A 26,996-nucleotide genomic window follows, 5' to 3' on the forward strand; every position below is an offset into this window, starting at 1 on the left:
CCACTGACTACAATCCGCCCCCATGGCGACTCCCCCCAAGACTCCCCCCAGTTCCTCTTCCGCGTCCTCCGGCTACTCGGAGGGCTCGATCCGCGTGCTCAAGGGCCTCGAGCCCGTCAAGCAGCGCCCGGGCATGTACACCCGCACCGACAACCCGCTGCACATCATTCAGGAAGTGCTCGACAACGCCGCCGACGAGGCGCTCGCGGGCTACGGCAAGAAGATCAAGGTCACGCTGCACGCCGACGGCTCGGTCAGCGTCGAAGACGACGGCCGCGGCATTCCCTTCGGCATGCACCCCGAAGAAAACGCCCCCGTGGTCGAGCTCGTGTTCACCCGGCTGCATGCCGGCGGCAAGTTCGACAAGGGCTCCGGCGGCGCCTACAGCTTCTCGGGCGGCCTGCACGGCGTGGGCGTGTCGGTGACCAATGCGCTGTCGAAGCGGCTCGAGGTCACCTCGCACCGCGAAGGCTCCATCGCGCGGCTGGCCTTCGGCGCCGGCGACGTGATCGAGGCGCTCGAGGTGCGCAAGCTCGAGGCCGGCGAACGCAAGCAGGGCACCACCGTGCGCGCCTGGCCCGACGCCAAGTACTTCGAGACCGCCGTGCTGCCCATGGGCGAGCTCACGCACCTGCTGCGCAGCAAGGCCGTGCTGATGCCCGGCGTGAGCGTCACGCTCGTCAACGAGAAGACCAAGGAAAGCCAGCAGTGGCTCTACAAGGGCGGCCTGAGCGACTACCTGATGCAGACGCTCAACGGCGACCCGGTCATTCCGCTGTTCGAAGGCGGCGGCCACGCCGACAAGAACGCCGACAACTTCGCCGAAGGCGAGGGCGCCGACTGGTGCGTGGCCTTCACCGAAGACGGCCAGCCGGTGCGCGAGAGCTACGTCAACCTGATTCCCACCAGCGCCGGCGGCACGCACGAAAGCGGCCTGCGCGACGGCCTGTTCACCGCGGTGAAGGGCTTCATCGAGCTGCACTCGCTGCTGCCCAAGGGCGTGAAGCTGCTGCCCGAAGACGTGTTCGCGCGCGCCAGCTATGTGCTGAGCGCCAAGGTGCTCGACCCGCAGTTCCAGGGCCAGATCAAGGAGCGGCTGAACTCGCGCGACGCCGTGCGCCTGGTGTCCAGCTTCGTGCGCCCCGCGCTCGAACTGTGGCTCAACCAGCACGTCGACTACGGCAAGAAGCTGGCCGAACTCGCCATCAAGGCCGCGCAGACGCGCCAGCGCGCCGGCCAGAAGGTCGAGAAGCGCAAGGGCTCCGGCGTGGCCGTGCTGCCCGGCAAGCTGACCGACTGCGAAAGCAAGGACATCGGCCACAACGAAGTGTTCCTGGTGGAAGGCGACTCCGCCGGTGGCAGCGCCAAGATGGGCCGCGACAAGGAAAGCCAGGCCATCCTGCCGCTGCGCGGCAAGGTGCTCAACACCTGGGAAGTGGAGCGCGACCGGCTGTTCGCCAACACCGAAATCCACGACATCTCGGTGGCCGTGGGCGTCGACCCGCACGGCCCCGACGACACGCCCGACCTGAGCGGCCTGCGCTACGGAAAGATCTGCATCCTGAGCGATGCCGACGTGGACGGCTCGCACATCCAGGTGCTGCTGCTCACCTTGTTCTTCCGGCACTTTCCGAAACTCATCGAAACCGGCCACGTGTATGTCGCGAAGCCGCCGCTGTTCCGGGTCGATGCGCCCGCGCGCGGCAAGAAGCCGGCTTCCAAGGTCTACGCGCTCGACGAGGGCGAGCTCACCGCCACGCTCGACAAATTGCGCAAGGACGGCGTGCGCGAAGGCGCCTGGAGCATCAGCCGCTTCAAGGGCCTGGGTGAAATGAGCGCGGAACAATTGTGGGAAACCACGCTCAATCCGGACACCCGGCGCCTGATGCAGGTCCAATTGGGCCGGTTCGACTTCACATCCACCCAGGGAGAAATCACCAAGCTCATGGGCAAGGGCGAAGCGGCGGCGCGGCGCGAACTCATGGAACTGCGCGCCGACGATGTCGACATCGATGTCTGAGCCCTCCACCACGCATGTCAGCTTTCAAGCGTTCGTTGCTATTGGCCCCCGTGGCGCTTCTGCTGCTCGCGCAGCAGGGGCTGGCGCGCGCCGCTGACGTCTACGGCTACGTCGACAGCAAGGGCATCGCGCACTTCGCGGCCGAGAAGGTCGACGAGCGCTACGAGGTGTTCTTTCGCGGCGGCCAGAGCTTCGACACCGCGAAGGGGCTTTCTCCGCTCGGTAAGTTGGGCCGCAAGGCCGACGGCAAGGTGTCGCCCGCCTCGCAGACCCTGCTCGCCATGTTCGAGGCCTCGCCCAGCTACAAGGTCGCCAAGAGCGCGCTGCGCGACGCGTCGAACAAGCACGACATCGACTACGAGCTGCTGCAGGCGCTGATCGCCACCGAGTCGGGCTTCGACGCCCAGGCCGTGTCGCCCAAGGGCGCGATGGGGCTCATGCAGCTCATGCCCGCCACCGCGCAGCGCTACGGCGTGGCCGCGGACAAGCGCACCACCATCGAGAAGAAGCTGTTCGACCCGCGCATCAACATCGCCGCCGGCTCGCGCTACCTGCGCGACCTGATCGCGATGTTTCCCGGGCAGATCGAGCTGGCGCTGGCCGCCTACAACGCGGGCGAGGGCGCCGTGCAGCGGGCAGGCAACAAGATTCCGAACTACAAGGAAACGCAGAACTACGTGCAGACCGTGCTGCAGCTGTATGCGTACCTGAAGCCGGGCGTCAGCGGGCGCATCGGCGGCGGCACGGTGGGCGGCAAGTCGCCAGGGCGCATCCGCATGGAGATGGGCGGCGCCGTCGGCCGCGGCAACATGCCCGACCGGCCCTGGATGCCGCTGGCCCCGGCGCGGTCCACCAATTCCTCGACCTCGCCAGCCTCCCCAACTTCGCCAACTCTGCCCTCGGCCCCCGCCTTGCCCGCGGTGCCCGATGCCGCCAGCGTGCCGACCTCTCCCTTCATGCCCGAAGTGCCCGTCTCGTCCTCGACAGGCTCGCCTTCGGTGCCCATGACCGAATAAACAAGCAACCGAAATCTTCCGAGAACGACAGACGATGGATTCCCAACCTCCGCTCGACCTTGCAGGCCCCACCGACGGCGACACCACGCTGACCCTTGCCGACTACGCCCAGACCGCCTACCTCGAGTACGCGCTGAGCGTGGTCAAGGGGCGCGCGCTGCCCGACGTGTCCGACGGCCAGAAGCCGGTGCAGCGCCGCATCCTCTACTCGATGTCGCGCATGGGCCTGGGCTTTGGCGGCACCAACGGCACCGTGGGCGCCAAGCCCGTGAAGAGCGCGCGCGTGGTCGGCGACGTGCTCGGCCGCTTCCACCCGCACAGCGACCAGGCCGCCTACGACGCGCTGGTGCGCATGGCGCAAGACTTCTCGCAGCGCTATCCGCTGGTCGACGGCCAGGGCAACTTCGGCAGCCGCGACGGCGACGGCGCCGCGGCCATGCGCTACACCGAGGCGCGGCTGGCGCGCATCACCAGCCTGCTGCTCGACGAGATCGACGAAGGCACGGTCGACTTCATTCCCAACTACGACGGCAGCACCGAGGAGCCGCGCCTGCTGCCCGCGCGGCTGCCCTTCACGCTGCTCAACGGCGCCAGCGGCATCGCCGTGGGCCTGGCCACCGAAATTCCGAGCCACAACCTGCGCGAGATCGCCGACGCCTGCGTGGCGCTGATCAAGTCGAACGGCAAGCTCAGCGAAGAAGAGCTGCTGGCCATCGTGCCCGGCCCCGACTATCCGGGCGGCGCGCAGATCATCAGCAACGCCAGCGACATCGCGGACGCCTACCGCACCGGCCGCGGCTCGCTCAAGGTGCGCGCGCGCTGGAAGATCGAGGAGCTCGCGCGCGGCCAGTGGCAGCTGGTGGTCAACGAGCTGCCGCCGGGCGTCAGCACGCAGAAGGTGCTCGAGGAAATCGAGGAAATCACCAACCCCAAGGTCAAGACCGGCAAGAAGGCGCTCAGCGCCGACCAGACCCAGCTGAAGGCCGCGATGCTGTCGGTGCTCGACGTGGTGCGCGACGAGTCCAGCAAGGACGCCGCCGTGCGCCTGGTGTTCGAGCCCAAGACCTCGCGCATCAGCCAGGAAGAGTTCATCACCACGCTGCTGGCGCAGACCTCGCTGGAGACCTCGTCGTCGATCAACCTGACCATGGTCGGCATCGACGGCAAGCCCACGCAGAAGTCGCTGCGACAGATCCTGAACGAGTGGATCGCGTTCCGCGAAGTCACCGTCGAGAAGCGCTCGCGCCACCGCCTGAACAAGGTGCTGGAGCGCATCCACATCCTCGAGGGCCGGCAGCTGGTGCTGCTGAACATCGACGAGGTGATCGCGATCATTCGCGCGGCGGAAGACCCGAAGGCGGCGCTCATCGCGCGCTTCAACCTCAGCGAACGCCAGGCCGAGGACATCCTTGAAATCCGCCTGCGCCAATTGGCGCGGCTGGAGGCCATCAAGATCGAGCAGGAGCTCAAGGGCCTGCGCGAAGAACAGAAGAAGCTCGAGGACATCCTGGGCAGCCCGGCCGCGTTGCGCCGCCTGCTGGTGAAGGAAATCGAGACCGACGCCAAGAGCTTCGAAGACGCGCGCCGCACGCTCATCCAGGCCGAGAAGCGTGCCGTGGCCGAGGTGAAGGTGGTGGACGAGCCCGTCACCGTCATCGTGTCGCAAAAGGGCTGGGTTCGCGCGCAGAAGGGCTGGGCCAGCGAGAAGGCCAATGGCGCCAACGCAGCGAACGGTGCCAATGGCGAGAAAGCAGCTGCGCCCGAGTACAGCTTCAAGTCGGGCGATTCGCTCTACGGCGCCTTCGAATGCCGCAGCGTCGACACGCTGCTGGTCTTCGGCAGCGCCAAGGACAAGAGCGTGCGCGTGTACACCGTGCCCGTGTCCTCGCTGCCCGGCGCGCGCGGCGACGGCCAGCCCGTGACCACGCTCATCGAGCTGGACGCCGGCACGCACGTCACGCATTTCTTCGCCGGCCCCGTGGGCGCGAGCGTGCTGCTGGCCAACACCGGCGGCTACGGCTTCATCGCCACGGTCGAGAACATGATGTCGCGCCAGCGCGGCGGCAAGGCCTTCATCGACGTGGGCGAGGGCGAGCAGATCTGCCGGCCTTCGCTGGTGGGCGGTGCGAGCGGCGCCGAGCCCATGCCCGCGGCCACGCACGTGGCCTGCGCCTCGACGGGCGGTCGCATCCTGACCTTCGAGATCGCCGAGCTCAAGAGCCTGCCCAAGGGCGGGCGCGGCCTGACGCTGATCGACCTGGAACCCAAGGACACGCTCGCGGGCGCGGCGGCCTACACGCGCAGCGTGCGCATCGAGGGCATTGGCCGCGGTGCCAAGGAGCGCGAGGAAACGCTGGAAATCCGCACGCTGAACAACGCACGCGGCAGCCGCGCGCGCAAGGGCAAGGCCGCCGACCTGGGCTTCAAGCCGACCGGCGTGGTGCGGGTGCTGTGATGGGCGGCATCGACGTCAGCGTCATCGGCCTGTTCATCGCCGTGGTCACCGGCCTCGGCAGCTATGTGCTGGGCAAGCGCATGCGCGAGAAGCGGGCCGCGAAGAAGCGCGAGAAGGAGCGCATCGCCTCGCAGGCCAACGAGACGCGGCAGGTGCGCCGAGCCCGCGAGCGCAAGGAGCGCGGCGGGTAAGCACACCGGGCCAGGCGGCGTCGCGAAGTGGCGCCATTCGCCACGTCGCCACGCCGCCCGCCTGCCACCTCCCGCCTCCCGCCTACTTGCGGGACAGGCCCAGCGCGTCGAGGATCTCCTTTTCGCGCTTCATCGCATCCACCGCGAACGCGCGGTAGTCCTTCGCGCTCATGTAGGCCGGCTCCATCTCGTAACGGGCCAGCGTCTCCCTGAACTCCTTCGTTTCCATCGCCTGCTTGAACGCGTCGTGCAGCCGGGCGGCAATGGCGGGGTCGAGCCCCCTGGGGCCCACCAGCCCCCAGGGCGAGGTCTGCACGATGTTCGCGCCGCTCTCCTTCAGCGTGGGCACCTCGGGGTAGCGCGCCATGCGTTTGTCGCCCCACACGGCAATCAGCCGCAGCTTGCCGGCGTCCACATAGGGCACGAACGCCGATGTTTCCGCGGCCGAGTCGACCTGGCCGCCCACGATGGCCTGCAGCGATTCGGCGCTGCCTTTGTACGGAATGTGGTTGAGCTCGATCTTGTAGAGCCGCGAGAGCTGTTCCATCGTCAGGTGGTTGGTGGTGGCGATGCCGGGCGTGCTGTAGGTCAGCTTGCCGGGGTTGGCCCTGGCCTGCGCCACGTAGTCCTTCAAGGTCCTGATGGGCGAGCTCGCCGGCACGACGATGCCGAAGGCGTAGCCGGTCAGCCCGATCACGTAGCTCAGGTCTTTCGCAGGGTCCCACTTGATGTCGTTGGTGTAGGGCAGCCGGTACACGCCGGCCGAGGCGATGGCCAGCGTGTAGCCGTCCGGCGCGGCCGATTGCAGGCTTTGCGCCGGCATGGTGCCGCCCACGCCGGGCTTGTTCTCGATGACGATGGGTTGCTTGAGGATGGCGCCCGCCTTCTCGGCGAGCACGCGCATCGGCGCATCGGTGGAGCCGCCCGGCGCGAAGCCGATCATGATCCGGATGGGCCGCGAGGGATAGGCGCCCGGCTTCTCCTGTGCAAGCGCCTGCGAGGCGCAGACGGCGGCGAGGCCGCACAGCGTGAAGGCGAGGGCGCGACGGGTGTGAATGGCAAGGTGGTGCATGGGTGTTCCGAAGCTGGGCGTGGTCATGAAGCGGTGTGCAGCGGCGTTTGCGCGAGCGTTTTCAGCACGCCCTTGAGCACCTTGCCGTTGGGCGCGGAAGGCAGTGCCGCCATCGCGCGGATTTCGCCGGGCTGCTTGTAGGGCGACAGGTGCGCGCGCAGGTGGGCGCGCAGCAGTGCGTCGTCGATGGCGATGCCTTCCCGGGTCTCGATGAAGGCCACGATCTCCTCGTTGTGCCCGGCCTCGCGCCCGACGACCGCCGACTGCACCACGCCCGGGTACGCGTTCAGCACCTGCTCCACCTCGAGCGGATAGACGTTGAAGCCCGAGCGGATGATCAGCTCCTTGGTGCGCCCGGAGATGAACAGCGCGCCGTCCGCATCGATGCGCGCAAGGTCGCCGGTGTTGAACCAGCCCGCCGCGTCGATCACCGCCGCGGTGAGTTCGGGGCTGCGGTAGTAGCCCTTCATCACGCCGGGCCCGCGCACCCACAGCTCGCCGACTTCGCCGGGGTCGGCACTGGCACTGGCACCGGTACCGGCACCCGCCACGCCGTCCCCCGCGTTCGCCACTCGCACTTGCGCCTGCACGCGCGGAATGAGCACGCCGACGGCGCAGTCGTCGCGCGGCGCGTCCAGCCGCGTCTGCGCGACGGTGGGGCCGGTTTCGGTCAGGCCATAGCCGTTGTGCAGCGGCAGCCCGAATGCCTGCTCGACCTCGGCCTTGAGGCGGGGCGTGAGCGGCGAGCCGGCCACGGTGATCAGGCGCAGGGCCGGCGCCTCGATGGCCACCCCGCCTCGGTCGCTCTTGCCGTTATTGCCGTCATGGCCATTCTTGCGCGCCCACTCCAGCAGGCGCGCGAACAGCGCCGGCACGCCGGTGAACACGGTCACCCCGTCGCGCTGCAGCGCCCTGGCCGCGTTCTCCGGCGCGAAGCGCGGCTCCAGCAGCAGCGCCGCGCCCGCGCACATCGCACCGAGGAACTGCGTCGACAGGCCCACCACATGCGCCATCGGCAGCACGCCGTAGACCACGTCGCGCGGCCCGAGCCGGCGCAGGTCGCGCGCGGCGGCGGCCACGAACATCAGGTTGGCGTGGGTCAGCATCACGCCCTTGGGCGCGCCCGTGGTGCCCGAGGTGTAGACCATGGCCGCCACCTGCGCTGCCGGGTCTGCCTCGCACGGCTCGGGTTGCGCGCTTTCCGAGAGCGGGCCGATGGCGACCTCGCCCAGTTCACCCACCTCGCCTGCCTGGCCTGCGTCGCCTGTCAAGTGCGAGGCCCCGTGCCGTTGCGCATGGCCGCGCGCCTCGGGCGAGACGTGGCACAGGTAAAGAACGCGCCGAGCCCCGGCGTGCGCGATGAACGTGTCGATCTCCCGCGCGGACAGGCGTGCATTCACCGCGACGGTCCATGCATCGAGCTTGCTCAGTGCCAGGAAGACGACGCACAGTGCCGCGCAGTTCTCCCCGACGATGAGCACGCGGTCGCCCGCGCGCACGCCCGCTTGCGCAAGCCGCCGCGCGGTGGCGTCCATCTGCGCGCCGAGTTCGCCATAGCTCAGCGACACGCTGGCGTCGCGCAGCGCCAGCGCGTCGGGCTGGGCGGCGATCCAGGGGGACAGAAGGTGGTGCACCCGAAGGGGCGGGGTGTGTGTCTCGGTCGTCATTGTTCGGTGGGTCCGGTGGTTCGAATGGCGGCGAGTCTATGAAGCAAGGGGTCTTCAGCGCCGGTTTTGAAAACTGCACTGCAGAACACAAAGCAGGGATTTCCCCAATGAAAACACCGGCGATAACGCCTCTCTCATTCGAGAGAAATCACAAACCGACATGCAGCTTGAAGTTCTGCAATGCAGTTTCCAGTTCGACCCGGCGTGCGCTGTTCGGCGGGGCGGCATCCCAGAATGAAGAGGCCACGCCAAGCCGCGTGCGCATTCACAGACCGACCGACGAAAGACACCGCATGAACGACAAGAAAGCCATCCTCGTGATCGGCGCCGGAGACGCCACCGGCGGCGCCATTGCCAGGCGATTCGCCCGCGAGGGCTACATCGCCTGCGTCACCCGGCGCAGCGCCGACAAGCTCCAGCCGCTGGTGCAGGAGATCGAGGCCGCGGGCGGCCAGGCGCACGGCTTCGGCAGCGACGCCCGCAAGGAGGAAGAGATGGTCTCGCTGGTGGAGAACATCGAGAAGAACATCGCGCCCATCGAGGTGGCGGTGTTCAACATCGGCGCCAACGTGCGCTTCGGCATCACCGAGACGACCGCGCGCGTGTACTTCAAGGTGTGGGAAATGGCCTGCTTCGGCGGCTTCCTCATGGGACGCGAGGTGGCAAAGCGCATGCTGGCACGCGGGCGCGGCACCATCATCTTCACCGGCGCCACCGCCAGCCTGCGCGGGCGCGACGGCTACGCCGCCTTCGCCGGCGCCAAGCACGCGCTGCGCGCGCTCGCGCAGAGCATGGCGCGCGAGCTGGGGCCCAAGGGCATCCACGTGGCGCACCCGGTGGTGGACGGCGCCATCGACACCGAGTTCATCCGCACCAACTTTCCCGAGCGCTATGCGCTGCTGGACCAGGGCGGCATCGTGTCGCCGGAGAGCATCGGCGAGGCCTACTGGCAAATCCACCGGCAGCCGCGCGATGCCTGGACGCACGAGATGGAGCTGCGCCCGTGGATGGAGGCATGGTGAGCATGGACAAGGCAGACACCGTGAAGCTCCGGTTTCTTTTCGACTTCGGCAGCCCCAACGCCTACCTGTGCCACAAGGTGCTGCCCGCGATGGCGGCGCGCACCGGCGTGGCGGCGGCGTACGTGCCGATCCTGCTGGGCGGGCTCTTCAAGCTCACCAACAACCGCTCGCCGGCCGAGGCCTTCGCCGACATTCCCAACAAGCGCGCCTACGACGCGCTGGAGTTCCGGCGCTTCCTCGAAAAGCACGGGCTCACGGCCTACCGCCGCAACGAATTCTTTCCCGTCAACACGCTGACCATCATGCGCGGTGCCGTCGCGGCGCAGGCGCTCGGCTGCTTCGCGCCGTACGTGGACACGGTCTTCTCGTGCATGTGGGAGCGCAGCCTGGACATGGCCGACGCGAACGTGGTCGCTGCCGCGCTGAACGACGCAGGCCTGCCCGCGGCCGAGCTCTTCGCGGCCATGGGCACCGCCGAGGTCAAGCAGGCGCTCATGGCCAACACGCAAGGCGCCTTCGAGCAGGGCGCCTTCGGTTCACCCACCTTCTTCGTGAACGACCAGATGTTCTTCGGCAAGGACCGGCTGCGCGAGGTCGAGGAAGAAATCGTTTCCCAACGCAACCGCTGACAGCCCCCGCACGCTTCACCATGAAAACCAGAATCACCCAACTCTTCGGCATCGCGCACCCCATCGTCCAGGGCGGCATGCATTTCGTCGGCTTCGCCGAGCTGGCCGCGGCGGTGTCCAACGCGGGCGGCCTGGGCGTCATCACCGGGCTCACGCAGAAGACGCCCGAACGCCTGGCCAGGGAAATCGCCCGCTGCAGGGACCTGACCGACAAGCCCTTCGGCGTGAACCTGACCTTTCTGCCGACCTTCGCGTCGCCGCCGTACCCCGAGTACATCGACGCCATCGTCGAAGGCGGCGTGCGCATCGTCGAGACGGCCGGGCGCAGCCCCGAGCCCTACATGCCGCAGCTGAAGAAAGCGGGCGTGAAGGTCATCCACAAGTGCACCTCGGTGCGGCATTCGCTCAAGGCGCAGGCCATCGGCTGCGACGCGGTGAGCGTCGACGGCTTCGAGTGCGGCGGCCACCCTGGCGAAGACGACGTGCCCAACTTCATCCTGCTGCCGCGCGCGGCCGAGGCGCTCGACATTCCGTTCGTCGCCTCCGGCGGCATGGCCGACGGCCGCAGCCTGGTGGCGGCGCTTGCGCTCGGTGCCGAGGGCATCAACATGGGCACGCGCTTCATCGCGACGCAGGAGGCGCCCGTGCATGCGAACGTCAAGGCCGCCATCGTCGCGGCCTCCGAGTTCGACACGCGGCTGGTGATGCGCCCGCTGCGCAACACCGAGCGCGTGCTGGACAACGCGGGCGTGCAGGCGCTGCTCGCCATCGAGCGCGAGAAGGGCGCGCACACGCAGATAGAAGACATCCGCGCGTTCGTGGGCAATGTGTACCCGAGGGTGATGGTCGACGGCGACATGGACGCCGGCGCCTGGAGCTGCGGCATGGTGGCCGGCCTGATCCACGACGTGCCGAGCGTGGCCGAACTGGTCGCGCGCATCATGCGCGAGGCCGAGGCGATCGTCTCGCAGCGGCTGGCGCGGCTGCTCTAGAGTCGGGCGCATGAAGCGCGCAGAAATCCACTCCAAGCGGGCGCTCGGCGAGTACGAAGACGCCGTGCCCAAGGTCAACGCCAAGGAAGACCGGCACTTCGTGACCGCCCTGGCGCGCGGCCTGCAGGTGCTGCAGTGCTTCGCCTCGGGCGAGGAGCGGCTGGGCAACCAGGAGCTGGCCGAGCGCTGCGGGCTGCCCAAGTCCACGGTCACGCGGCTGACCTACACGCTGACCAAGCTGGGCTTCCTGCACCACGTGGCGGAGTCGGGCCGCTACCGGCTCGGCATGGCCACGCTGACGCTGGGCGGCACCACGCTGTCGCGGCTCGATGCCAAGGAGGTGAGCCGTCCGCTCATGCAGCAGCTGGCCAACGACACCGGCTGCCTGATCGCGCTGGGCATGCGCGACGGCATGTCGATGCTCTACGTGGAAACCTGCCGCAGCGACTCGATCGTGACCATCCGGCTGAACATCGGCTCGCGCATTCCGCTGGCCACCACGGCCATGGGGCGGGCCTACCTGGCCGGTGCCAAGCCGGGCGCGCGCCGGGGGCTGGAGGAGCGCATTCGCACGCTCGACCTGGCGGGCTGGCCGCGCATCGAGCCGGGCATTCGACAGGCCGTGAGCGAGATCGACCAGTACGGCTGCTGCAGCTCGTTCGGCGACTGGCGCGGCGAGGTCAATGCCATTGCCTCGCCGCTGCGCGTGGGCAAGGGCATGCCGCTGATGGTGCTGAGCGCGGCGGGGCCGCGTTCGATGGCGCCGGAGGTCTTCTTGCAGGACATTCGCCCGAAGCTGCTCGACACGGTGCGTGCCATCGAGCTGCACTTCCGCAACCCGGCCTGAGGCCTGGCGCGCGCCTGCTCAGTGCAGGCCCACCCACCAGCGCGTGTTGGTGCGCGCCTGCCCCACCGTGACCACCTCGCCGATCACCGGCGTCGCCAGCTCGATCTTCTTCGCCTCGGTGAGGTTGGCGATGCGGTCCAGCGGGTCGTGCCAGGTGTGGAAGGCAAGGTCGAAGGTGCTGTTGTGCACCGAGAAGAACACCTTGCCGCGCAGGTCTTCGAAGGCCTGCACGCTCTGCTCGGGCGTCATGTGCACGGCGGGCCACATGGCGTCGTAGGCGCCGTTTTCCATCAGCGCGATGTCGAAGCCGCCGAAGCGATCGCCGATCTGCTTGAAGCCGGGGAAGTAGCCCGAATCCCCGCTGTAGAAAATGCGCTGGTCGCCGCTTTGTACCACCCACGAGGCCCACAGCGTGCGGTCGCGGTCGCCCAGCGTGCGGCCCGAGAAATGCTGCGCGGGCGTGGCGGTGAGCTTCACGCCGTCGTGTTCGGCGCCCTGCCACCAGTCGAGCTCGCTCACGCGCTCGGCCGGCACGCCCATCACCACCAGCCGCGAGCGCACGCCCAGCGGCACGAAGTAGTGCTGCACGCTCTTCGACAGGTACTCGATGGTGGCCAGGTCGAGGTGGTCGTAGTGGTCGTGCGAAAGAATCACGCCTTCGATGGGCGGCAGCTGCTCCAGCGCGATGGGCGGCTTGTGAAAGCGCTTGGGCCCGGCCCATTGCACGGGCGACACGCGCTCGCTGAACACGGGGTCGATGAGCCAGTACTTGCCGCGCAGCTTGAGCAGGTGCGACGAGTGGCCCAGGCGCACGACGTGGTTGGTGCCGGTGTCGAGCGCGTCGAGCGTGGCCTTGTCCAGCGGCTTCACGGGAATGGGGTCGACGGGCACGCTGTCGATCTTGCTGCCCACGATGAAGCGCGACCAGATGCGCCATGCGCTGGCCTGCGCGGGCAGGTCGGGGTTGGCCATGTTGTGGAAGCCGCCGTCCTTGAACTGGGGCGAGTTGTCGTAGCGCGCCTCGCCGCTGGCTGCGCTGCAGCCCGCCACGAAGGCGCAGCCGGCCGCGGCCAATGCGGTGCCGCGGCGCAGCAGTTGGGGCAGGTAGGAGCCTTGCGAGCCTGATTCATCAGCCATGGGAGCGCCTTCTTGATTGTGTTTGTCGGATGGCCGGAGATTAGCCATGGCAGGCGTTTCAATGGTTTCAGCGGCAGAAACATTCGCGGGGGAGGGCTTTTGTTCTGTTGTTTTTGTTCCTTGGCTTTTGGTGCGGCTGTCCGGGGTGCCCCCTGTTCAGCGCCTGCGAACTGGCCGCTACGATGGCGCCATGAAAACTGCCGTACTCGTCATCGATGTGCAACGCGGTCTCTGCGACGACCCGCCGCGCCCCCATGAAGCCGAAGCCGTGATGCAACGCATCAACGCGCTCACCGGGCGGGCCCGCGCAAGCGGCGTGCCGGTGGCCTTCATCCAGCATGAGAACGCGGTCGACCTGGAGTTCGACTCCGAGCGCTGGCAGCTCGCCAGCGCGCTGGACACCGATTCGCGCGACGCGAAGATCCGCAAGACCACGCCCGACGCCTTCCTGCGCACGCCGCTGGAAGCCTGGCTCGCGCAGCACGGCGTGAAGCGCGTGGTGGTCTGCGGCTATTCGTCGGAGTTCTGCGTGGACACCACCACGCGCCGCGCCGCCGCGCTGGGCTACGAGGTGGTGCTGGCGGCCGACGCGCACACCTCGCACGACAAGGCGCACGCCACGGGCGCGCAGATTCGCGCGCACCACAACGCCACGCTGTCGGACATCACCAGCTTCGGGGTGCCGATTCGCGCGGTGCCCGCCGCCGACATCGTGCTGAGCGACTGAGCTGCTTCAGCCGGCCAGTTCGCCGGCGTGCGCGCGCCAGAAGGCCGCGTCGCCGTACGCACCGGTGCCGGCCGCGGCGTTGTTCGCCATGTGCTGCGCGCGGCTGGTGCCCGGAATCACGCAGGTCACGCCCGGGTGGCTCAGCACGAACTTCAGCAGCACCTGCGCCCAGCTGGTGCAGCCGATGTCCGCGGCCCAGCCGGGCAGCGGCTTGTCGCGCAGCCGGCGCAGCAGGCCGCCACCGCCGAAGGGCAGGTTGACGATCACCGCCACGCCGCGCTCGGCCGCCAGCGGCAGCAGGCGCTTTTCGGCGTCGCGCGCGTCGGCCGAATAGTTGATCTGCAGAAAGTCGAGCTTCTCGGCGCGCAGCACCGCCTCGACCTCGGCATAAGCCGACGCCGTGTAGTGCGTGATGCCGATGTAGCGCACGCGGCCCTTGTCCTTCCAGCCGCGCAGCGTGGCGAGGTGGGTGCGCCAGTCGACCAGGTTGTGCACCTGCATCAGGTCGATGCGCGAGGTGCGCAGCCGCTGGAACGACTGCTTCATCTGCGCGATGCCGGCCTCGCGGCCCGAGGTCCAGACCTTGGTGGCGAGGAAGGCGCGCGCTGTGTGCCCCGAGGCCGCCAACAGCTCGCCCGTGGTCTCCTCGGAGCGGCCGTACATCGGCGAACTGTCGATGACCTTGCCGCCGGCCGCGAACAGCGTGTCGAGCACGCCGGGCAGGCGCTTGTAGTCGTCGGTGCCGGGGCGCTGGTCGAAGCCGATCCAGGTGCCGCAGCCGACGACGGGCAGGGCTTCTTGCGTGGCGGGGATGGGGCGGGTGTTCATCGGCATGGGCGGTGGCGGTGGCTGTGGCGGCTGCTGCTGCGCGAAGGACGGTAGCGCCGCGCCCGCCGGCACCGTCGCGAGGGTCGCGAGAAGCCGCAGGAACCGGGCGCGTGAAAGGCCGGAAGGCTTTGCGCTGAGCAGGCCGGGTGGTGTCATGGATGCGCGCCACCTTAGCACCGCGGCCGTGGAAAGCCGATGCGCCGGCGCATCGCCGCGCTCGGCCCAGGGCGATCAGTTGCCGCTGCCGGTGCTGCTGGTGCTGCTGGTGCTGACGGTGCCTCCGGCGCCCGCCGGCTTGTTCATGTACGCCAGCGTGCTGCCCACCAGCGCGCGCACGCCCACCTTCATCGCCGACTCGTCGATGACGAACTCCGACGAGTGGTTGGGAGCGCCGTGCCTGTCGCCGAAGGGCGAGGCGTTCAGGTGCCAGAACACCACCGGAATGTTCTTGCCGAAGGAGCCGAAGTCTTCCGAGCCCATGCTGGGTTGCGACTCGCGCGCCTTGCCCGCGCCGGCGGCGGTTTCCAGCGCCTGCGCCACCGCCTGCGTGGCGGCGGGGTCGCTCACCAGCACCTCGTAGCCGGTGTCGATGGTCACCTCGGCCGTGAGGCCGTGGCTCTCGGCGATCTTCTGCGCCTTCAGGCGGATGTTGTCGTGCGCCACCTTCTGGTTCTTCGCCGACAGCGAGCGCACGGTGCCGGCAATCTCGGCCGTGTCGGGCAGGATGTTCACGCGGTTGCCGCTCTGCAGCAGGCCCACGGTGACCACGGTGGGGCCGTCCAGCGGGTCGATCTGGTGGCTCACGATGTTCTGCAGCGCCAGCACGATCTCGGCCGCCGCAATGGTGGGTTCCTTCGCGGTCCAGGGCGAGGAGCCGTGCCCGCCCTTGCCCTTGAGCGAGATCTTGAACGCATCGCCGCTGGCCATGAAGCCGCCGCGGCGGTAGCTGATGGTGCCCGAGGGGCCGCGCGCGTTGATGTGCTGGCCCATCACCACGTCGACCTTCGGGTTGTCGAGCACGCCGGCCTTCACCATGGCGGGCGCGCCGCTGAGCACGGGGCCGGGGCCTTGCTCTTCGGCCGGCTGGAACAGGAACACGACCGTGCCGGGCAGCTCCGCGCGCATCTTCGAGAAGGCCTGCGCGGCGCCCAGCAGCATGGCCACGTGCGTGTCGTGGCCGCAGGCGTGCGACACCGGCACTTCGCCGTTGAGCCAGGGCGCCTTGTCGGTCGACTTGAAGGGCAGGTCGTTGCGCTCGAGCACGGGCAGGGCGTCCATGTCGGCGCGCAGCGCCACCACCGGGCCCGGCCTGCCGCCGCGCAGCACGGCCTTGATGCCGGTCTTGGCGATGCCGGGCTGCACCTCGATGCCGGGCATCTTCGCGAGCGCGGCGGCAATGTAGGCGGCGGTCTGCACCTCCTGGTAGGAGAGCTCGGGGTGCTGGTGGATGTGACGGCGCCATTCGACCACCTGCGCCTCGGAGGCGTCCGCAAGCGCCAGCGCGCGGGTGGCGAGGGCGTTGCCAGCGTCCGGCGCGGACTGCATGGACTGCATGGACTGCGCGGACTGAGCCATGGCGGCGCTGTTCAGGAAACTGCCGGACAGCATCAGCAGGGCGAGGCGGGAGCGGATGTTCATGGTGTTCTGCAAGGAAAGTGAAAGAACCGCCGCGGACCTTAGCGAAAGCGGGGGTGAAGGAAAAGATCCGGAAAACTCCAGGGCGATCAAAATTGCTGATCGCCCCTGTCCACTGTCCGCTCGCCTGCACGCCATGAACCTGAAGCACCTGAAGATCTTCGAAGCGGTCGCCGCGGCCGGCAGCATCCGTGCCGCCGCGCGCGGCTGCGAGCTGACGCAGCCCGCCATGACCTACGCCATTCGCGAACTGGAGCACAGCGTGGGCGCGCAGCTGCTGGTGCGCAGCGCCAAGGGCGTGGTGCTCACGCCCATCGGCGAGGCGCTGCTGCGGCGCGCGCGCCTGCTGGCCGACGAGGTGCGCCGCACCGAAGAAGAAATTGCCCAGCTGCGCGACGGGGCGGGCGGCTCGCTGCGCGTGGCCTTCAGCTCGTTCGCGGTCGAGCGGCTGCTGCCGAACGCGCTGCTCGACTTTCGCGCCCGCTGGCCGGGCGTGGCGCTCGAGCTGCAGGAGCTCAGCGGCACCGACGTGAACGGGCTGTGGAAGCGCAGCGAGTTCGACTTCGCCATCCTCGGCGAGCTGGAGCCCGTGGCCGACGACGGGCTGCAAAGGGAAATGCTGCTCGACTTTCCCCTGGCCGTGGTCGCCAAGGCCGGCCATCCGCTGGCGCGCGTGCGCACGATGGGCAAGCTGCACGAGGCGATGTGGGTGGTGCCCAGCTACGGCGCAGAGCTGTTGCGGCGCTGCTTCGCGCAGCTCGGCGAGGCGCCGCCGCGCGACATCGTGGTCTGCCATTCGTGGCAGCTGGGCATGACGCTGGTGAAGCGGGCGGGCGCGCTCACGCTGGCGTCGTCGTCGCTGTTCTCGCGGGCCGCCGCCTCCAGGGGCTTGGTGGCGCTGCGCCTGGCCGACAGGTTGCCGAACGTGCAGGTGTCGCTGCTGATGCGCGACCGCGCGGCGCTCACGCCCGCGGCGCAGGCCTTTGCCCAGGCGCTGCAGGCGGTGGCGCGCACGGTGCAGGCGGGGGTCTGAAGAGGTTGAAAGAGTGAGCTGTCGAAGAGGCCGATCAGCCCGTGCCGATCAGCGCAGGTACTTGCCGTCCGCCTTCAGCATCGACAGCTCGGAAAAAGTCAGCCCTCGATGCTCGCCGGGCCGGTAGGCCACGGCAATGCCGCCGAGGTCCAGCGTCTTGAACGACTCGAGGCCCTTCTGCAGCGAGTCCGGCGTCGGGTTCGCGCCCGCGCGCTTGAGCCCCTCGACCATCACCTTGGCCGTGACGTAGCCCTCGAGGCTGGCGTAGCTGAACTCGGTGGCGCCGATCTTCTTCATGGCCGCCTGGTACTCGGCAATGACCGGCATCGCGCTGTTCCACGGGTAGGGCACCACCTGCGAGATGACCACGCCGGCGGCGTCTTTCCTGATGTCCTGGAACAGCTTCTGCCCGTTCAGGAAGGAGAACGAATAGAAGGCCGTTTCGCCACCGGCCGCGCGGTAGGCGGTGATGAACTTGGCGGCCACATCGTTGGTGGCCGACAGCACCACCGCCTTGGGCTTGAGCTTGGCGAGCTCCTGCGCGCGTTCGGTGGCGTCGGAGCCGTCGTTCTTGATGGCCACGCTGCCGACCATCTTGTCGCCGCGCTCGGCAATGAACTTCTGCGTGCTTTCCATCGCCGAGCGCGCGCCGGGGTTGTCGTTGTGGGCGAAGGCGATGCGCGACAGGCCGATGGTGAACAGGTGGTTCACGATGCGGCTGTATTCCTCGTCGAAGCTGATGCGCACCGGAAAGCCGTACTCCGAGAACTTCACCACCGGGCCGGCGCCGGTGTACGGCCCGACCACCGGAATCTTCAGCTCGTTGGCCGTCTTCAGCGCGCCGACCGACGACGAGGTGCCGATGGGCATCAGGATGCCGACCGCGCCTTCGTTGACGAAAGTCTTGACGTTCTCCGCGCCCTTGGCGGGGTCGTAGGCGTCGTCGAGCTGGCGCAGCTCCACCGGCCGGCCGTTGATGCCGCCGGCCGCGTTCACCGCGGTGAACATGGCGCGGATGCCGACCAGCGGCTCGGTCGACAGCGAGGCCAGCGGACCGGTCTTCACGTAGGTCTGGCCGATGACCAGGGGCTTGGGCTGGGCCTGCGCGGAGGGCGCGAGGCCGAATGCCAGAACGGACGCGGCGGCGAGGGCGGTGAAAACGGCGGAGATGGAACGAATCATTTTGTGTAATTAAGTCACAAAGTGTTAACAAACTGATCTTATGCCGGCAGCCCTGTCCGGGCAAACCGATGTTGGGCGCGCGGGCCGCTGGCGCAACAGTCGCGCGGGCCGGGGCGTTGTGCTGAAATTCCGGCTCCTTCGCTTCTCGCAGTCACCATGGGAATGCCACTTTCGCTGCTTCGCATGCCGTCGCTGGACCTGGTGCGCGGCTTTGTCGCGGTCGGCCGGCGCATGAGCATCTCGCTCGCGGCGCAGGACCTGTGCCTCACGCAGTCGGCGGTCAGCAAGCAGGTGCACGCGCTGGAGGCGCAGCTTGGCGTGCAGCTGCTGGTGCGCGGCCACCGCGCGATTTCGTTCACGCCCGAGGGCGAGCGCCTCTTTCGCAGCGCGGACGGCGCGGTGCAGCAACTGCAGGAGGTGATGGGCGGCATTCGCCAGTCCGGCGAGCAGCGCCCCGTGACCGTGAGCGCGAGCATCGGCATGACGGGCCTGTGGCTGCTGCCGCGGTTGCGGCATGTGCAGGCGCTGCACCCGGGCGTGGACGTGCGCGTGTCGTCCAACAACCGGGTGGCCGACCTGCGCAACGAAGGCATAGACCTGGCCATTCGCTACACCACGCCCGCGCTCGCGCCGGCCGGGGCGGTGCGGCTGTTCGGCGAAACGGTGGCGCCGGTGGCGCATCCGTCGATGAGCTCGAAAGGGGCGCTGTCGTGGGGCTCGGCCGAGGCGCTGTCGACGCTGTGCCTGCTCGACTTCGAAGACGCGCAGCACCCCTGGCTGCAATGGCGCGACTGGCTCGCCTCCGTCGGCTGGGCCGACGCCAGGCCGCAGGCCGTGCTGCACTTCAACCAGTACGACCAGCTCATCCAGGCGGCGCTGGCGGGGCAGGGCGTGGCGCTGGGGCGGCTGGAGCTGATCCAGCCGCTGCTCGACGAGCGCCGGCTGGTGCGCGTGGACGCGCCGACGCCCGCGCTGGCGACGGACCATGCCTACTGGCTGATCCAGGCCGAGCCGTCGCCGCGCGAGGACGTGCGCCATGTGGCGGCCTGGTTGAAATCCGAAGCGAGATCTGAAGTTGAAGACAAATCCAAGGGGGAGTCTTCAGCCCCCTGAGCCGCCCGCCTTGCAGAACGCGATCGCCTCGTCGAGCCGGTCGTTGCCCCAGAACATTTCTTCGCCCACGAAGAAGGTGGGCGCGCCGAAGATGCCTTTTTCCGCGGCCGTCTCGGTCTGCCGCCGAAGCCGCAGCTTGTTGGCGTCCGACAGCGCCTCCTCGAGCACGCGGTGCGCCGGCAGGCCGAGTTCGGCGAGCAGGTCGCGCATGGCCTCGGGCGAATCGATGTCGCGGTCTTCGGCGAAGTTCATGCGCATGGTGCGGCGGCAGAACTCGCCCATCCACGGCTGGCTGGCGCCCACCAGCGCAATGCGCAGCGGCAGCACGGCGGCGCGCGGAAAGCTTGTCGGCTGCTGCCACGGCAGGCCGTATTTGCGGCACTGCCTGGCCATGTCCTTCCACGTGTAGTCGCCTTTTTCCTTCTGCAGCACGAAGGGTGACGAGGCCCACCCGAAAGACCGGAAGATCGGCCCCAGCAGAAAGGGCTGCCAGCGGATGCCGATGCCGTGCGCGGCGGCTTCGTCTTCGACGCGCATCACGCTCAGGTAGCTGTAGTTGCTGCCGAAGTCGAACCACAGGTCGAGCGTGGGCCTCGTGGTGACGCGGGGCGCGGTCATTCGAACACCACCAGGCAGCGGGCCTCGATGCTCTCGCGCAGCGGCGCGTCGGCGGGCGCGTCGGAGTGGTCGAAGGCGGCATGCGGCGTGTAGCGCGAGACGCCGCTCAGCTGCGAGTCGTACTGCTTGAACACCAGCGCCTCGTGCCGGTCCATCGCCGAGAAGTACGACCAGCGGTGCGACGGCGAATGCATGGCCAGGTAGATCTCGCCGGTGCGCCGCGGGTAGCGCACCTCGGCGACTACAAGGTCCCTGGCCATCACCGAGCGCGCATCGCACACGGCCAGCGGCGTGTCGAGCACCGGCCCCTTGATGGAGCGCCACACGTTCACGATGCAGTAGCGCCGCACGGCCTCGGCCTCCTGCTCGTTGCCCAGCACCAGCGCCAGCCGGCGGCGGCCCGAGGCTTCGGTGTAGTCGTTGTGGATGCGGCCGTTGGCGGCGGCCCGGCCGTCGCCCGCGCGGCGGCCGAAGCTCAGCGCGGCGCGGTCGGCCTCGCGCCGGCGCACCAGGTGGTCGAAGACGTGGGCGCGCGTGCCGCCGGTCACGGCCAGGGCCAGTTCGGCCACTTCGCGGTGGTACACGGCCGCGACCTCGGCGTCGTCCAGAAAGTCGTGCACGGCCGTGGGTGCGTCGCGCAGCACGAAGCCTTCGCGCTCGATGTCGCTGGGCGTGGCGGCGGTGCGCGCATCGGCGATGGGCACTTGGTGCAGGGCGTAGCTGCCGCTTTCCCAGGGGGTGCCGGGCGGGGGCTCGAAGGTGTAGCTGAACGGGCGCAGGGCGGAAGGCTCGAGGTAGTTCAGGCCTGCAAGCACGGTGGTGGTGGGTGGGGTGGTGGCGTGGGTCATGGGGTGGCTCCTTGGGTGAAGCCATTGGAGCGAAGGCGATGCCTGCGCTCAACCGACTTCTGGGCGTGCTCGCATGAGCCAAAGGAATGCGAAGACGGGGCTGACGAAGAAAAACAGCTTTCTTCTCGACGGCCCGGGAAATACTGTATAAAAATACAGTTAACAGTCTTTCACCATGGGCCTTCCTTTCCTCGACTCCTTCTCTGCCACCGCCGCGGGCCGCGGCGTCTGGCACGCCGACGAGCTCGGCCTGGCAGACGCGCAGGTGGTGGCCACCGGCCACGCCGCGCTCGACGCCGAGCTGCCGGGCGGCGGCTGGCCGGTGGGCGCCATGACGGAGCTGCTGCAGGCCGCGCCCGAGGCCCATGTCTGGCGGCTGCTGCTGCCCGCGCTGGCGCAGGCGGTGCAGGCGCGCGGCGGGCCGGTGGTGCTCATCGGCGCGCCCTACGAGCCCTGCGGCGCGTCGCTGGCGGCGCAGGGGCTGCCGGTGGAATCGCTGATGTGGGTCAAGAGCGATGCGCCGGCCGCGCGCCTGTGGGCCTGCGAGCAGGCGCTGCGCTGCGCCGACGTGGCCGCCGTCGTCGCCTGGCTGCCGCAGGCGCGGGTGGGGGAGCTGCGGCGGCTGCAGCTGGCGGCCGCGCAGCACGAGGTGATGCTGTTCGTGTGCCGGCCCGAATCGGTGGCGCTGTCGGCCTCGCCCGCGCGGCTGCGCATTCGCGCCGAGCGCTGCGCGGTGGATGCGTCGCAGATCGAGCTGCACATCCTCAAGCGCCGCGGGCCGCCGCTGTCCGCCCCGGTGATGCTGCCGGCGCGCAACGAGCGCATGGCCGCGTTGCTGGCGGCCGCCCGGCTGCGGCGCAAGCTGCGTTCGCAGCAGCAGGGCACGGTGGGCGTGGTGGGCACGGCGAACTCGGCGAACTCGATGAAGGGACATGCCACCCCAGCCTCGGCCACCGTGGTGCGCATCGACGCATGGAAGGGAGGCCAGGATGCACTGGATCGCCTTGCGGTGGTTGCCTGACGCCGCCCTCGATCATTCTGCGGATGGCGCGGATGCCCCCGCCTTGCCCCCGCCCGAGGCGCTGGGCTGGTGGGCGCTGCAGTACACGCCCCACGTCGCCTGGCAGGACGAGGCGCTGATGCTCGAGGTCTCGGCCTGCGAGCGCCTGTGGGGCGGGCGGTTGCAGCTGATGCGGCAGCTGCTCGCGGCCAACCCCGTGCCGGATGTTCCCGGCATGCGCATGCTGGGCGCGCAGGGCGCCACCAGCCTTGTCGCGCTGGCGCGGCTGCGCCTGTTCGTGCGCGGCGCGGCGCGCCCCAAGGACCTTCCGGCCGGCCTGCCGCTGGACACCTTGAGCGTCGCGCGCACCCACCTCGACCTGCTCGCGCGCCTGGGTTGCCGCACCTGGGGCGACGTGGCGGCGCTGCCGCGCGGCGGGCTCACGCGGCGCTTCGGCACCGAGCTGCGCGTGGCGCTCGACGCCGCCTGGGGCCTGCGCCCCGAAAGCCATGCCTGGCTCACGCTGCCCGACGTGTTCGAGCAGAAGCTGGAGCTGCCCGCGCTGGCCGAGACCGGGCCCGAGCTCATGTGGTCGGCCAACCGGCTGCTGTCGGCCCTGCAGATCTGGCTGCGCGCGCGGCAGCGCGGCGCGCGCGCGCTCGAGCTGCAATGGACGCTCGACCTGAAGCGCTTCAACGGCGTGAACCTGCCGCCGCACCAGCAGGTCACCGTGCGCACGGCCGAGCCCACGCAGGACATGGCGCACCTGCGCCGCCTGCTGTCCGAAAAGCTCGCGCTCGCCACGCTGGCCGCGCCCGCCAGCTGGCTGAAGCTGCGCACGCTAGAGACCGACCCGTGGGCCGGCGCCAGCACCAGCTTTCTGCCGGAAGACAACCGCAAGGGCGACAAGCTGCACGAGATGGTCGAGCGCCTCAGCGTGCGGCTCGGCGCCCGGCAGGTGCTGGTGCCGTGCGCCCTGGCCGATCACCGGCCCGAGCGCAAGCAGGCATGGCGGCCGGCGCTACAGACAGGGGTGCAGGCAGGGGTGCAGGCAGGGAATGAAAAGCACAACGGCAAGGCTCCCGACAAGGCCCGCAGGCAGGCGCAGGCCGCCGCCTCGCAACCCGACGCCCTCTACCCGCCGTGGTTGCTGCCCGAGCCGCTGCTGCTGGAGATGGACGGCGAGCGCCCCTGCTACCGCGGGCCGCTGAGCAGGCTGGTCGGCCCGCAGCGCGTGGAGGCCGGCTGGTGGGGCTGCAAGGAAAGCAAGGAAGGTAAGGAAGGCAAGGAGGGGATTGAAGAAGGCGGCAAGCCCGCCCTGCGCGACTACTACGTCGCCGAGAGCCCCGAGGCCGGGCTGGTGTGGATCTTTCGCGAGCGGCACTCCGCGCGCTTTTCCGCCGGCGAGGTGCGCTGGTACCTGCAGGGCTTCTATGCCTGAACTCAGCGACAAGCAGGAGCGCAAGCGCCAGCCGGCCAAGGTGCACGCGCTGCCGGTGCCCATGCGGGCGCGGCCGGCGGTGGAACTGCCGGGCTATGCGGAGCTGCACTGCCTGACGAACTTCAGCTTCCAGCGCGGCGCGTCCACGCCCGAAGAGATGGTGGAGCGCGCTTACCAGCTGCGCTACGACGCGCTGGCCATCACCGACGAATGCTCCGTGGCCGGCATCGTGCGCGCCTACGTGGCGCTGCGCGACCTGCCCGCCAAGCTGGAGGAGCACGAGCGCGAGAACCCCGACGAGCCGAAGATCCCGCGCAACCCCGGCTTTCGCCTGCTGTTCGGCAGCGAGTTTTGCTTCGAGCGCTTCAGGCTCGTGGTGATCGCGAACGACGCGCAGGGCTGGGGCAACCTGTGCGAGTTCATCACCGCCGCGCGCACCACCACCGAGCTGCCCAAGGGCGACTACCACGTGGACTGGGAAGTCCGCGATGGCGTCGGCGGGGTGGCCTCGCTGCAGCACTGCCAGGTGCTCTTCGTGCCGCATCGCGTGCCCGGTGAAACAGCGGACACGGCCACGCTGCACGAAGACCTGTCGATGGCCAAGGCGCTGTATGGCGACAACCTGTGGCTGGCGCTGGCGCTTTTCAACGAGATGGACGACGACCTGTGGTTCGTCACGCTGGTGCACGCGGGCGAGGCCGCCGGCGTGCCGCTGGTGGCCGCCGGCGACGTGCACATGCACTCGCGCGCGACCAAGCCGCTGCACGACGTGCTGACGGCCGTGCGAGAGGGAAAGACGGTGGCCGAGTGCGGCTTCGCGCTGCAGTCGAACGCCGAGCGCCACCTGCGCGCGCGGGTGCGGCTGGCCGAGCTGTACCTGCCCGGCATGCTGGCCAACACGCTGGTGGTGGCGCAGCGCTGCAGGTTCGATCCGCAGGAGATCCGCAAGAACTACGAGTACCCGCTCGAAAGCGTCGGCAACGGCGAGACGCCGGCGCAGACGCTGGTGCGCAAGACGTGGGAGGGCGCGCTCGACAAATATCCGCTCGAAAAATACGCCTCGGGCATTCCGGCCAGCGTCTGCAAGCAGGTCCATAAGGAGCTGTCGCTCATCATCGAGCTGCACTACGAGATGTTCTTTCTCACGGTGGAGAACATCGTGAGCTTTGCGCGCTCGAGGAAAATCCTTTGCCAGGGGCGCGGCTCGTCGGCAAACTCGGCGGTGTGCTTTTGCCTGGGCATCACCGCCATCAACCCCGACAAGGGCACGCTGCTGTTCGAGCGCTTCCTGAGCCGCGAACGCAACGAGCCGCCCGACATCGACGTCGACTTCGAGCACCAGCGGCGCGAAGAGGTCATCCAGTACATCTACGAGAGATACGGGCGCGAGCGCGCGGCCATTGCCGCGGTGGTCATCTGCTACCGCTCGCGCAGCGCATTGCGCGACGTGGGCAAGGCCATCGGCATCGACGAGCGGCTGATCGACGAATTCGCGAAGGACCACTACTGGTTCGACGACACCTTGCTCGGCGACCAGCTGAACGCGGCCTGCGAGCGCGCGGGCGTGAGAGAAGACGAGCTCAAGCTCGAACACTGGATGGAGATGACCAGGCGGCTCAAGGGCTTTCCGCGCCACCTGAGCCAGCACGTGGGCGGCTTCGTGCTCACCCACACCAGGCTCACGCGGCTGGTGCCCGTCGAAAAGGCCTCCATGAAAGACCGCTCCGTCATCCAGTGGGAAAAGGACGACCTCGAGGCCATGGGCATGCTCAAGGTCGACGTGCTTGCGCTGGGCATGCTCAGCGCCATTCGCCGCGGGCTCGACCACATGAACCGCTGGCGGGGCTCGACGGTGGAGATGCACCAAGTGCCCAGCGACGACCCGCGGGTGTTCGACATGATCTGCGACGCCGACACCGTCGGCGTGTTCCAGATCGAGAGCCGGGCGCAGATGTCGATGCTGCCGCGCCTGAAGCCGCGCTGCTACGAAGACCTGGTGATCGAGGTGGCGATCGTGCGGCCCGGCCCCATCCAGGGCGGCATGGTGCACCCTTACCTCAAGCAGCGCGAGCGGGTGCGCAAGGGCTTGCCGATCCACTACGAGAAAGAAGAGCTGCGCACCGCGCTGGAACGCACGCTGGGCATTCCGATCTTCCAGGAGCAGGTGATGCAGATCGCCATGATCGCGGCCAATTTCTCCGCGGACGAGGCCGACCAGTTGCGCCGGGCCATGGCGGCATGGAAGCGCAAGGGCGGGCTCGAGAAGTTCCAGAAGAAGCTCGTCGACGGCATGGTCGACAACGGCTACAAGGCCAGCTTCGCCGAGGCCATCTTCAAGCAGATACTGGGCTTCGGCGACTACGGCTTTCCCGAGAGCCATGCCGCGAGCTTCGCGCTGCTGGTCACGGTGAGCAGCTGGCTGAAGAACTACGAGCCCGCCTGCTTTCTCGCGGCCTTGCTCGATTCGCAACCGATGGGCTTCTACAGCCCTTCGCAGCTGGTGCAGGACGCGCGCCGCCATGGCGTGGAGGTGCGCCCGGTCGACGTCGCCGTGAGCGAGCTGGACACCACGCTCGAAGCCCGTGCACCCGACGCGCCGCGCATGCCGAACGGCACCGACGCGCGCTACGCAGGCCGCCTGGGCAACGACAACCAGCCGGCGGTGCGGCTCGGGCTGAACCGCGTCCAGAGCCTCAGCGCGGCCGGCGCCGAGCGCTTGCTGGCGGCCCGCGCGCAGGCCCCTTTCACCAGCACCGAAGACCTGGCCCTGCGCGCCGAGCTCGAGGCCAAGGACATGGCCGCGCTGGCCGCGGCCGATGCGTTGATGTCGCTGTCGGGCCATCGGCGCCAGCAGGTGTGGGACGCCACCGCCACCCGCGGCATGGGCGCTCGCACGCCGGCCTTGCTCAAGGGCGTGCCCATCCACGAGCAGGCGCTGCTGCTGCCGGCGGCGCCCGAGGGGGAAGAGATCGTCGGCGACTACGCCGCGCTCGGGCTCACGCTGCGCCGCCATCCGCTCGCGCTGCTGCGCCCGCGCCTGGCGCGCATGAAGCTCATGAGCGCGACCGAGCTGCGCGAGATGGCCACGGGCCAGACCGTGCGCGCCTGCGGCATCGTCAAGGGGCGGCAGCGCCCCGGCACCGCCAACGGCACCATCTTCGTGACGCTGGAGGACGAGACCGGCAACGTCAACGTGATCGTCTGGAACCACGTCATCGACGCCTGGCGCGAGCCGCTGCTCAAGTCGCACCTGCTCGCGGTGCAGGGCAGCTGGCAACGCGACGACGACAGCGGCGGCAAGGTGCAGCACCTGGTGGCCACGGGCTTCAAGGACCTCACGCCGCTCCTGGGCCGGCTGGCGCAGAGCAACACCAGCCGCGACTTCCATTGAGCATTCCAGCGGCCATTCCATTGAATGCAACCGATCGTTCCATGCCTCGCGCCATTCGAGAGTTTTCGCTAACCTGTTGCAACATGTCCGAACTTGCCGAACCCACTGCAGTTACAGCCGCGACAGCCCCTG

Annotated in this window: 22 protein-coding genes; 14 read left to right on the forward strand and 8 right to left on the reverse strand. The window is 68.9% G+C overall.

Translation table 11 applies throughout. From position 1 onward, the window contains the following. Nucleotides 1–22 precede the first annotated feature (22 nt). From AB6807_RS02370 to AB6807_RS02385, 4 genes are read left to right on the forward strand one after another with little or no spacing between them, the layout of a single operon-like run. Nucleotides 23–2,020 carry a DNA topoisomerase IV subunit B gene (locus AB6807_RS02370; RefSeq protein WP_116908631.1) on the forward strand — a complete coding sequence of 666 codons (1,998 nt, stop codon included), beginning with the start codon at nt 23–25 and terminating at the stop codon, nt 2,018–2,020. A 14-nt stretch (nt 2,021–2,034) separates the two neighbouring features. Next, a complete protein-coding gene (locus AB6807_RS02375; RefSeq protein WP_371083356.1) occupies nt 2,035–3,036 on the forward strand; it encodes a lytic transglycosylase domain-containing protein in 1,002 nt (333 codons plus the stop codon). 34 nt (nt 3,037–3,070) lie between these two features. Then, complete coding sequence (gene parC / locus AB6807_RS02380) at nt 3,071–5,491, forward strand: DNA topoisomerase IV subunit A (RefSeq protein WP_371083357.1); 2,421 nt, start codon at nt 3,071–3,073, stop codon at nt 5,489–5,491. Beyond that, complete coding sequence (locus AB6807_RS02385; RefSeq protein ID WP_116908634.1) at nt 5,491–5,682, forward strand: hypothetical protein; 192 nt, start codon at nt 5,491–5,493, stop codon at nt 5,680–5,682. Before parC ends, AB6807_RS02385 begins: the two co-directional genes overlap by 1 nt. Nucleotides 5,683–5,764: 82 nt before the next feature. On the opposite strand, the gene AB6807_RS02390 is transcribed toward AB6807_RS02385, so the two are convergent. Continuing rightward, on the reverse strand, nt 5,765–6,754 hold the full coding sequence (locus tag AB6807_RS02390) for a tripartite tricarboxylate transporter substrate binding protein (protein WP_371083358.1): 990 nt from the start codon (nt 6,752–6,754) through the stop codon (nt 5,765–5,767). 23 nt (nt 6,755–6,777) lie between these two features. Continuing rightward, nucleotides 6,778–8,421 (reverse strand): class I adenylate-forming enzyme family protein, encoded by a 1,644-nt coding sequence (locus AB6807_RS02395; protein ID WP_371083359.1) that lies wholly within the window; start codon nt 8,419–8,421, stop codon nt 6,778–6,780. A 293-nt stretch (nt 8,422–8,714) separates the two neighbouring features. On the opposite strand from AB6807_RS02395, the gene AB6807_RS02400 reads away from it, so the two are divergent. The 4 genes from AB6807_RS02400 to AB6807_RS02415 are packed head-to-tail and all read left to right on the forward strand — an operon-like array spanning nt 8,715 to nt 11,911. Continuing rightward, nucleotides 8,715–9,443, forward strand: coding sequence for an SDR family oxidoreductase (locus tag AB6807_RS02400; protein ID WP_116908637.1), 729 nt, complete (start codon nt 8,715–8,717; stop codon nt 9,441–9,443). A gap of 2 nt (nt 9,444–9,445) precedes the next feature. Further along, nucleotides 9,446–10,072 carry a 2-hydroxychromene-2-carboxylate isomerase gene (locus AB6807_RS02405; protein ID WP_371083360.1) on the forward strand — a complete coding sequence of 209 codons (627 nt, stop codon included), beginning with the start codon at nt 9,446–9,448 and terminating at the stop codon, nt 10,070–10,072. A gap of 20 nt (nt 10,073–10,092) precedes the next feature. Continuing rightward, nucleotides 10,093–11,064, forward strand: coding sequence for an NAD(P)H-dependent flavin oxidoreductase (locus AB6807_RS02410; protein ID WP_371083361.1), 972 nt, complete (start codon nt 10,093–10,095; stop codon nt 11,062–11,064). Nucleotides 11,065–11,074: 10 nt separating this feature from the next. Continuing rightward, on the forward strand, nt 11,075–11,911 hold the full coding sequence (locus tag AB6807_RS02415) for an IclR family transcriptional regulator (protein ID WP_371083362.1): 837 nt from the start codon (nt 11,075–11,077) through the stop codon (nt 11,909–11,911). An 18-nt stretch (nt 11,912–11,929) separates the two neighbouring features. On the opposite strand, the gene AB6807_RS02420 is transcribed toward AB6807_RS02415, so the two are convergent. Beyond that, nucleotides 11,930–13,048: an MBL fold metallo-hydrolase gene (locus AB6807_RS02420; RefSeq protein ID WP_371083363.1), complete on the reverse strand. Its 1,119-nt coding sequence runs from the start codon at nt 13,046–13,048 to the stop codon at nt 11,930–11,932. A gap of 190 nt (nt 13,049–13,238) precedes the next feature. Here AB6807_RS02420 and AB6807_RS02425 point away from each other — a divergent pair, with 190 nt between their 5' ends. Continuing rightward, the gene (locus tag AB6807_RS02425; protein WP_371083364.1) at nt 13,239–13,775 is read left to right on the forward strand and encodes a cysteine hydrolase family protein; all 537 of its coding nucleotides are present in this window, start codon (nt 13,239–13,241) and stop codon (nt 13,773–13,775) included. Nucleotides 13,776–13,781: 6 nt separating this feature from the next. Here the strand turns inward: AB6807_RS02425 and AB6807_RS02430 are convergent, their stop codons facing one another. Both AB6807_RS02430 and AB6807_RS02435 read right to left on the reverse strand, forming a co-directional pair. After that, entirely contained in the window at nt 13,782–14,759 is a 978-nt protein-coding gene (locus AB6807_RS02430; protein ID WP_371083365.1) for an aldo/keto reductase, read from the reverse strand. A gap of 75 nt (nt 14,760–14,834) precedes the next feature. Further along, nucleotides 14,835–16,241, reverse strand: coding sequence for a M20 family metallopeptidase (locus AB6807_RS02435; RefSeq protein WP_371083366.1), 1,407 nt, complete (start codon nt 16,239–16,241; stop codon nt 14,835–14,837). Nucleotides 16,242–16,374: 133 nt separating this feature from the next. On the opposite strand from AB6807_RS02435, the gene AB6807_RS02440 reads away from it, so the two are divergent. Further along, nucleotides 16,375–17,271, forward strand: a complete 897-nt coding sequence (locus AB6807_RS02440) for a LysR family transcriptional regulator (RefSeq protein ID WP_371083367.1) — start codon at nt 16,375–16,377, stop codon at nt 17,269–17,271. 48 nt (nt 17,272–17,319) lie between these two features. Here AB6807_RS02440 and AB6807_RS02445 read toward each other — a convergent pair whose 3' ends face one another. Continuing rightward, nucleotides 17,320–18,453 (reverse strand): ABC transporter substrate-binding protein, encoded by a 1,134-nt coding sequence (locus AB6807_RS02445; protein ID WP_371083368.1) that lies wholly within the window; start codon nt 18,451–18,453, stop codon nt 17,320–17,322. Between the two features lie 162 nt (nt 18,454–18,615). Here AB6807_RS02445 and AB6807_RS02450 point away from each other — a divergent pair, with 162 nt between their 5' ends. Further along, nucleotides 18,616–19,566, forward strand: coding sequence for a LysR substrate-binding domain-containing protein (locus tag AB6807_RS02450; protein WP_371084138.1), 951 nt, complete (start codon nt 18,616–18,618; stop codon nt 19,564–19,566). Here AB6807_RS02450 and AB6807_RS02455 read toward each other — a convergent pair. Next, nucleotides 19,555–20,184, reverse strand: a complete 630-nt coding sequence (locus tag AB6807_RS02455; protein ID WP_371083369.1) for a 2-hydroxychromene-2-carboxylate isomerase — start codon at nt 20,182–20,184, stop codon at nt 19,555–19,557. The two genes, AB6807_RS02450 and AB6807_RS02455, sit on opposite strands and share 12 nt — an antisense overlap. After that, nucleotides 20,181–21,032, reverse strand: coding sequence for a CmcJ/NvfI family oxidoreductase (locus AB6807_RS02460; protein WP_371083370.1), 852 nt, complete (start codon nt 21,030–21,032; stop codon nt 20,181–20,183). Before AB6807_RS02460 ends, AB6807_RS02455 begins: the two co-directional genes overlap by 4 nt. A gap of 175 nt (nt 21,033–21,207) precedes the next feature. Between AB6807_RS02460 and imuA the strand changes: the two genes are divergently transcribed. From imuA to AB6807_RS02475, 3 genes are read left to right on the forward strand one after another with little or no spacing between them, the layout of a single operon-like run. Beyond that, nucleotides 21,208–22,053 (forward strand): translesion DNA synthesis-associated protein ImuA, encoded by an 846-nt coding sequence (gene imuA / locus AB6807_RS02465; protein WP_371083371.1) that lies wholly within the window; start codon nt 21,208–21,210, stop codon nt 22,051–22,053. After that, nucleotides 22,022–23,473: a DNA polymerase Y family protein gene (locus AB6807_RS02470; protein ID WP_371083372.1), complete on the forward strand. Its 1,452-nt coding sequence runs from the start codon at nt 22,022–22,024 to the stop codon at nt 23,471–23,473. Before imuA ends, AB6807_RS02470 begins: the two co-directional genes overlap by 32 nt. Beyond that, entirely contained in the window at nt 23,466–26,864 is a 3,399-nt protein-coding gene (locus AB6807_RS02475; protein ID WP_371083373.1) for an error-prone DNA polymerase, read from the forward strand. Before AB6807_RS02470 ends, AB6807_RS02475 begins: the two co-directional genes overlap by 8 nt. Nucleotides 26,865–26,996 lie beyond the last annotated feature (132 nt).

The organism is Variovorax sp. RCC_210 (assembly GCF_041355175.1).
Taxonomy (GTDB): domain Bacteria; phylum Pseudomonadota; class Gammaproteobacteria; order Burkholderiales; family Burkholderiaceae_C; genus Variovorax.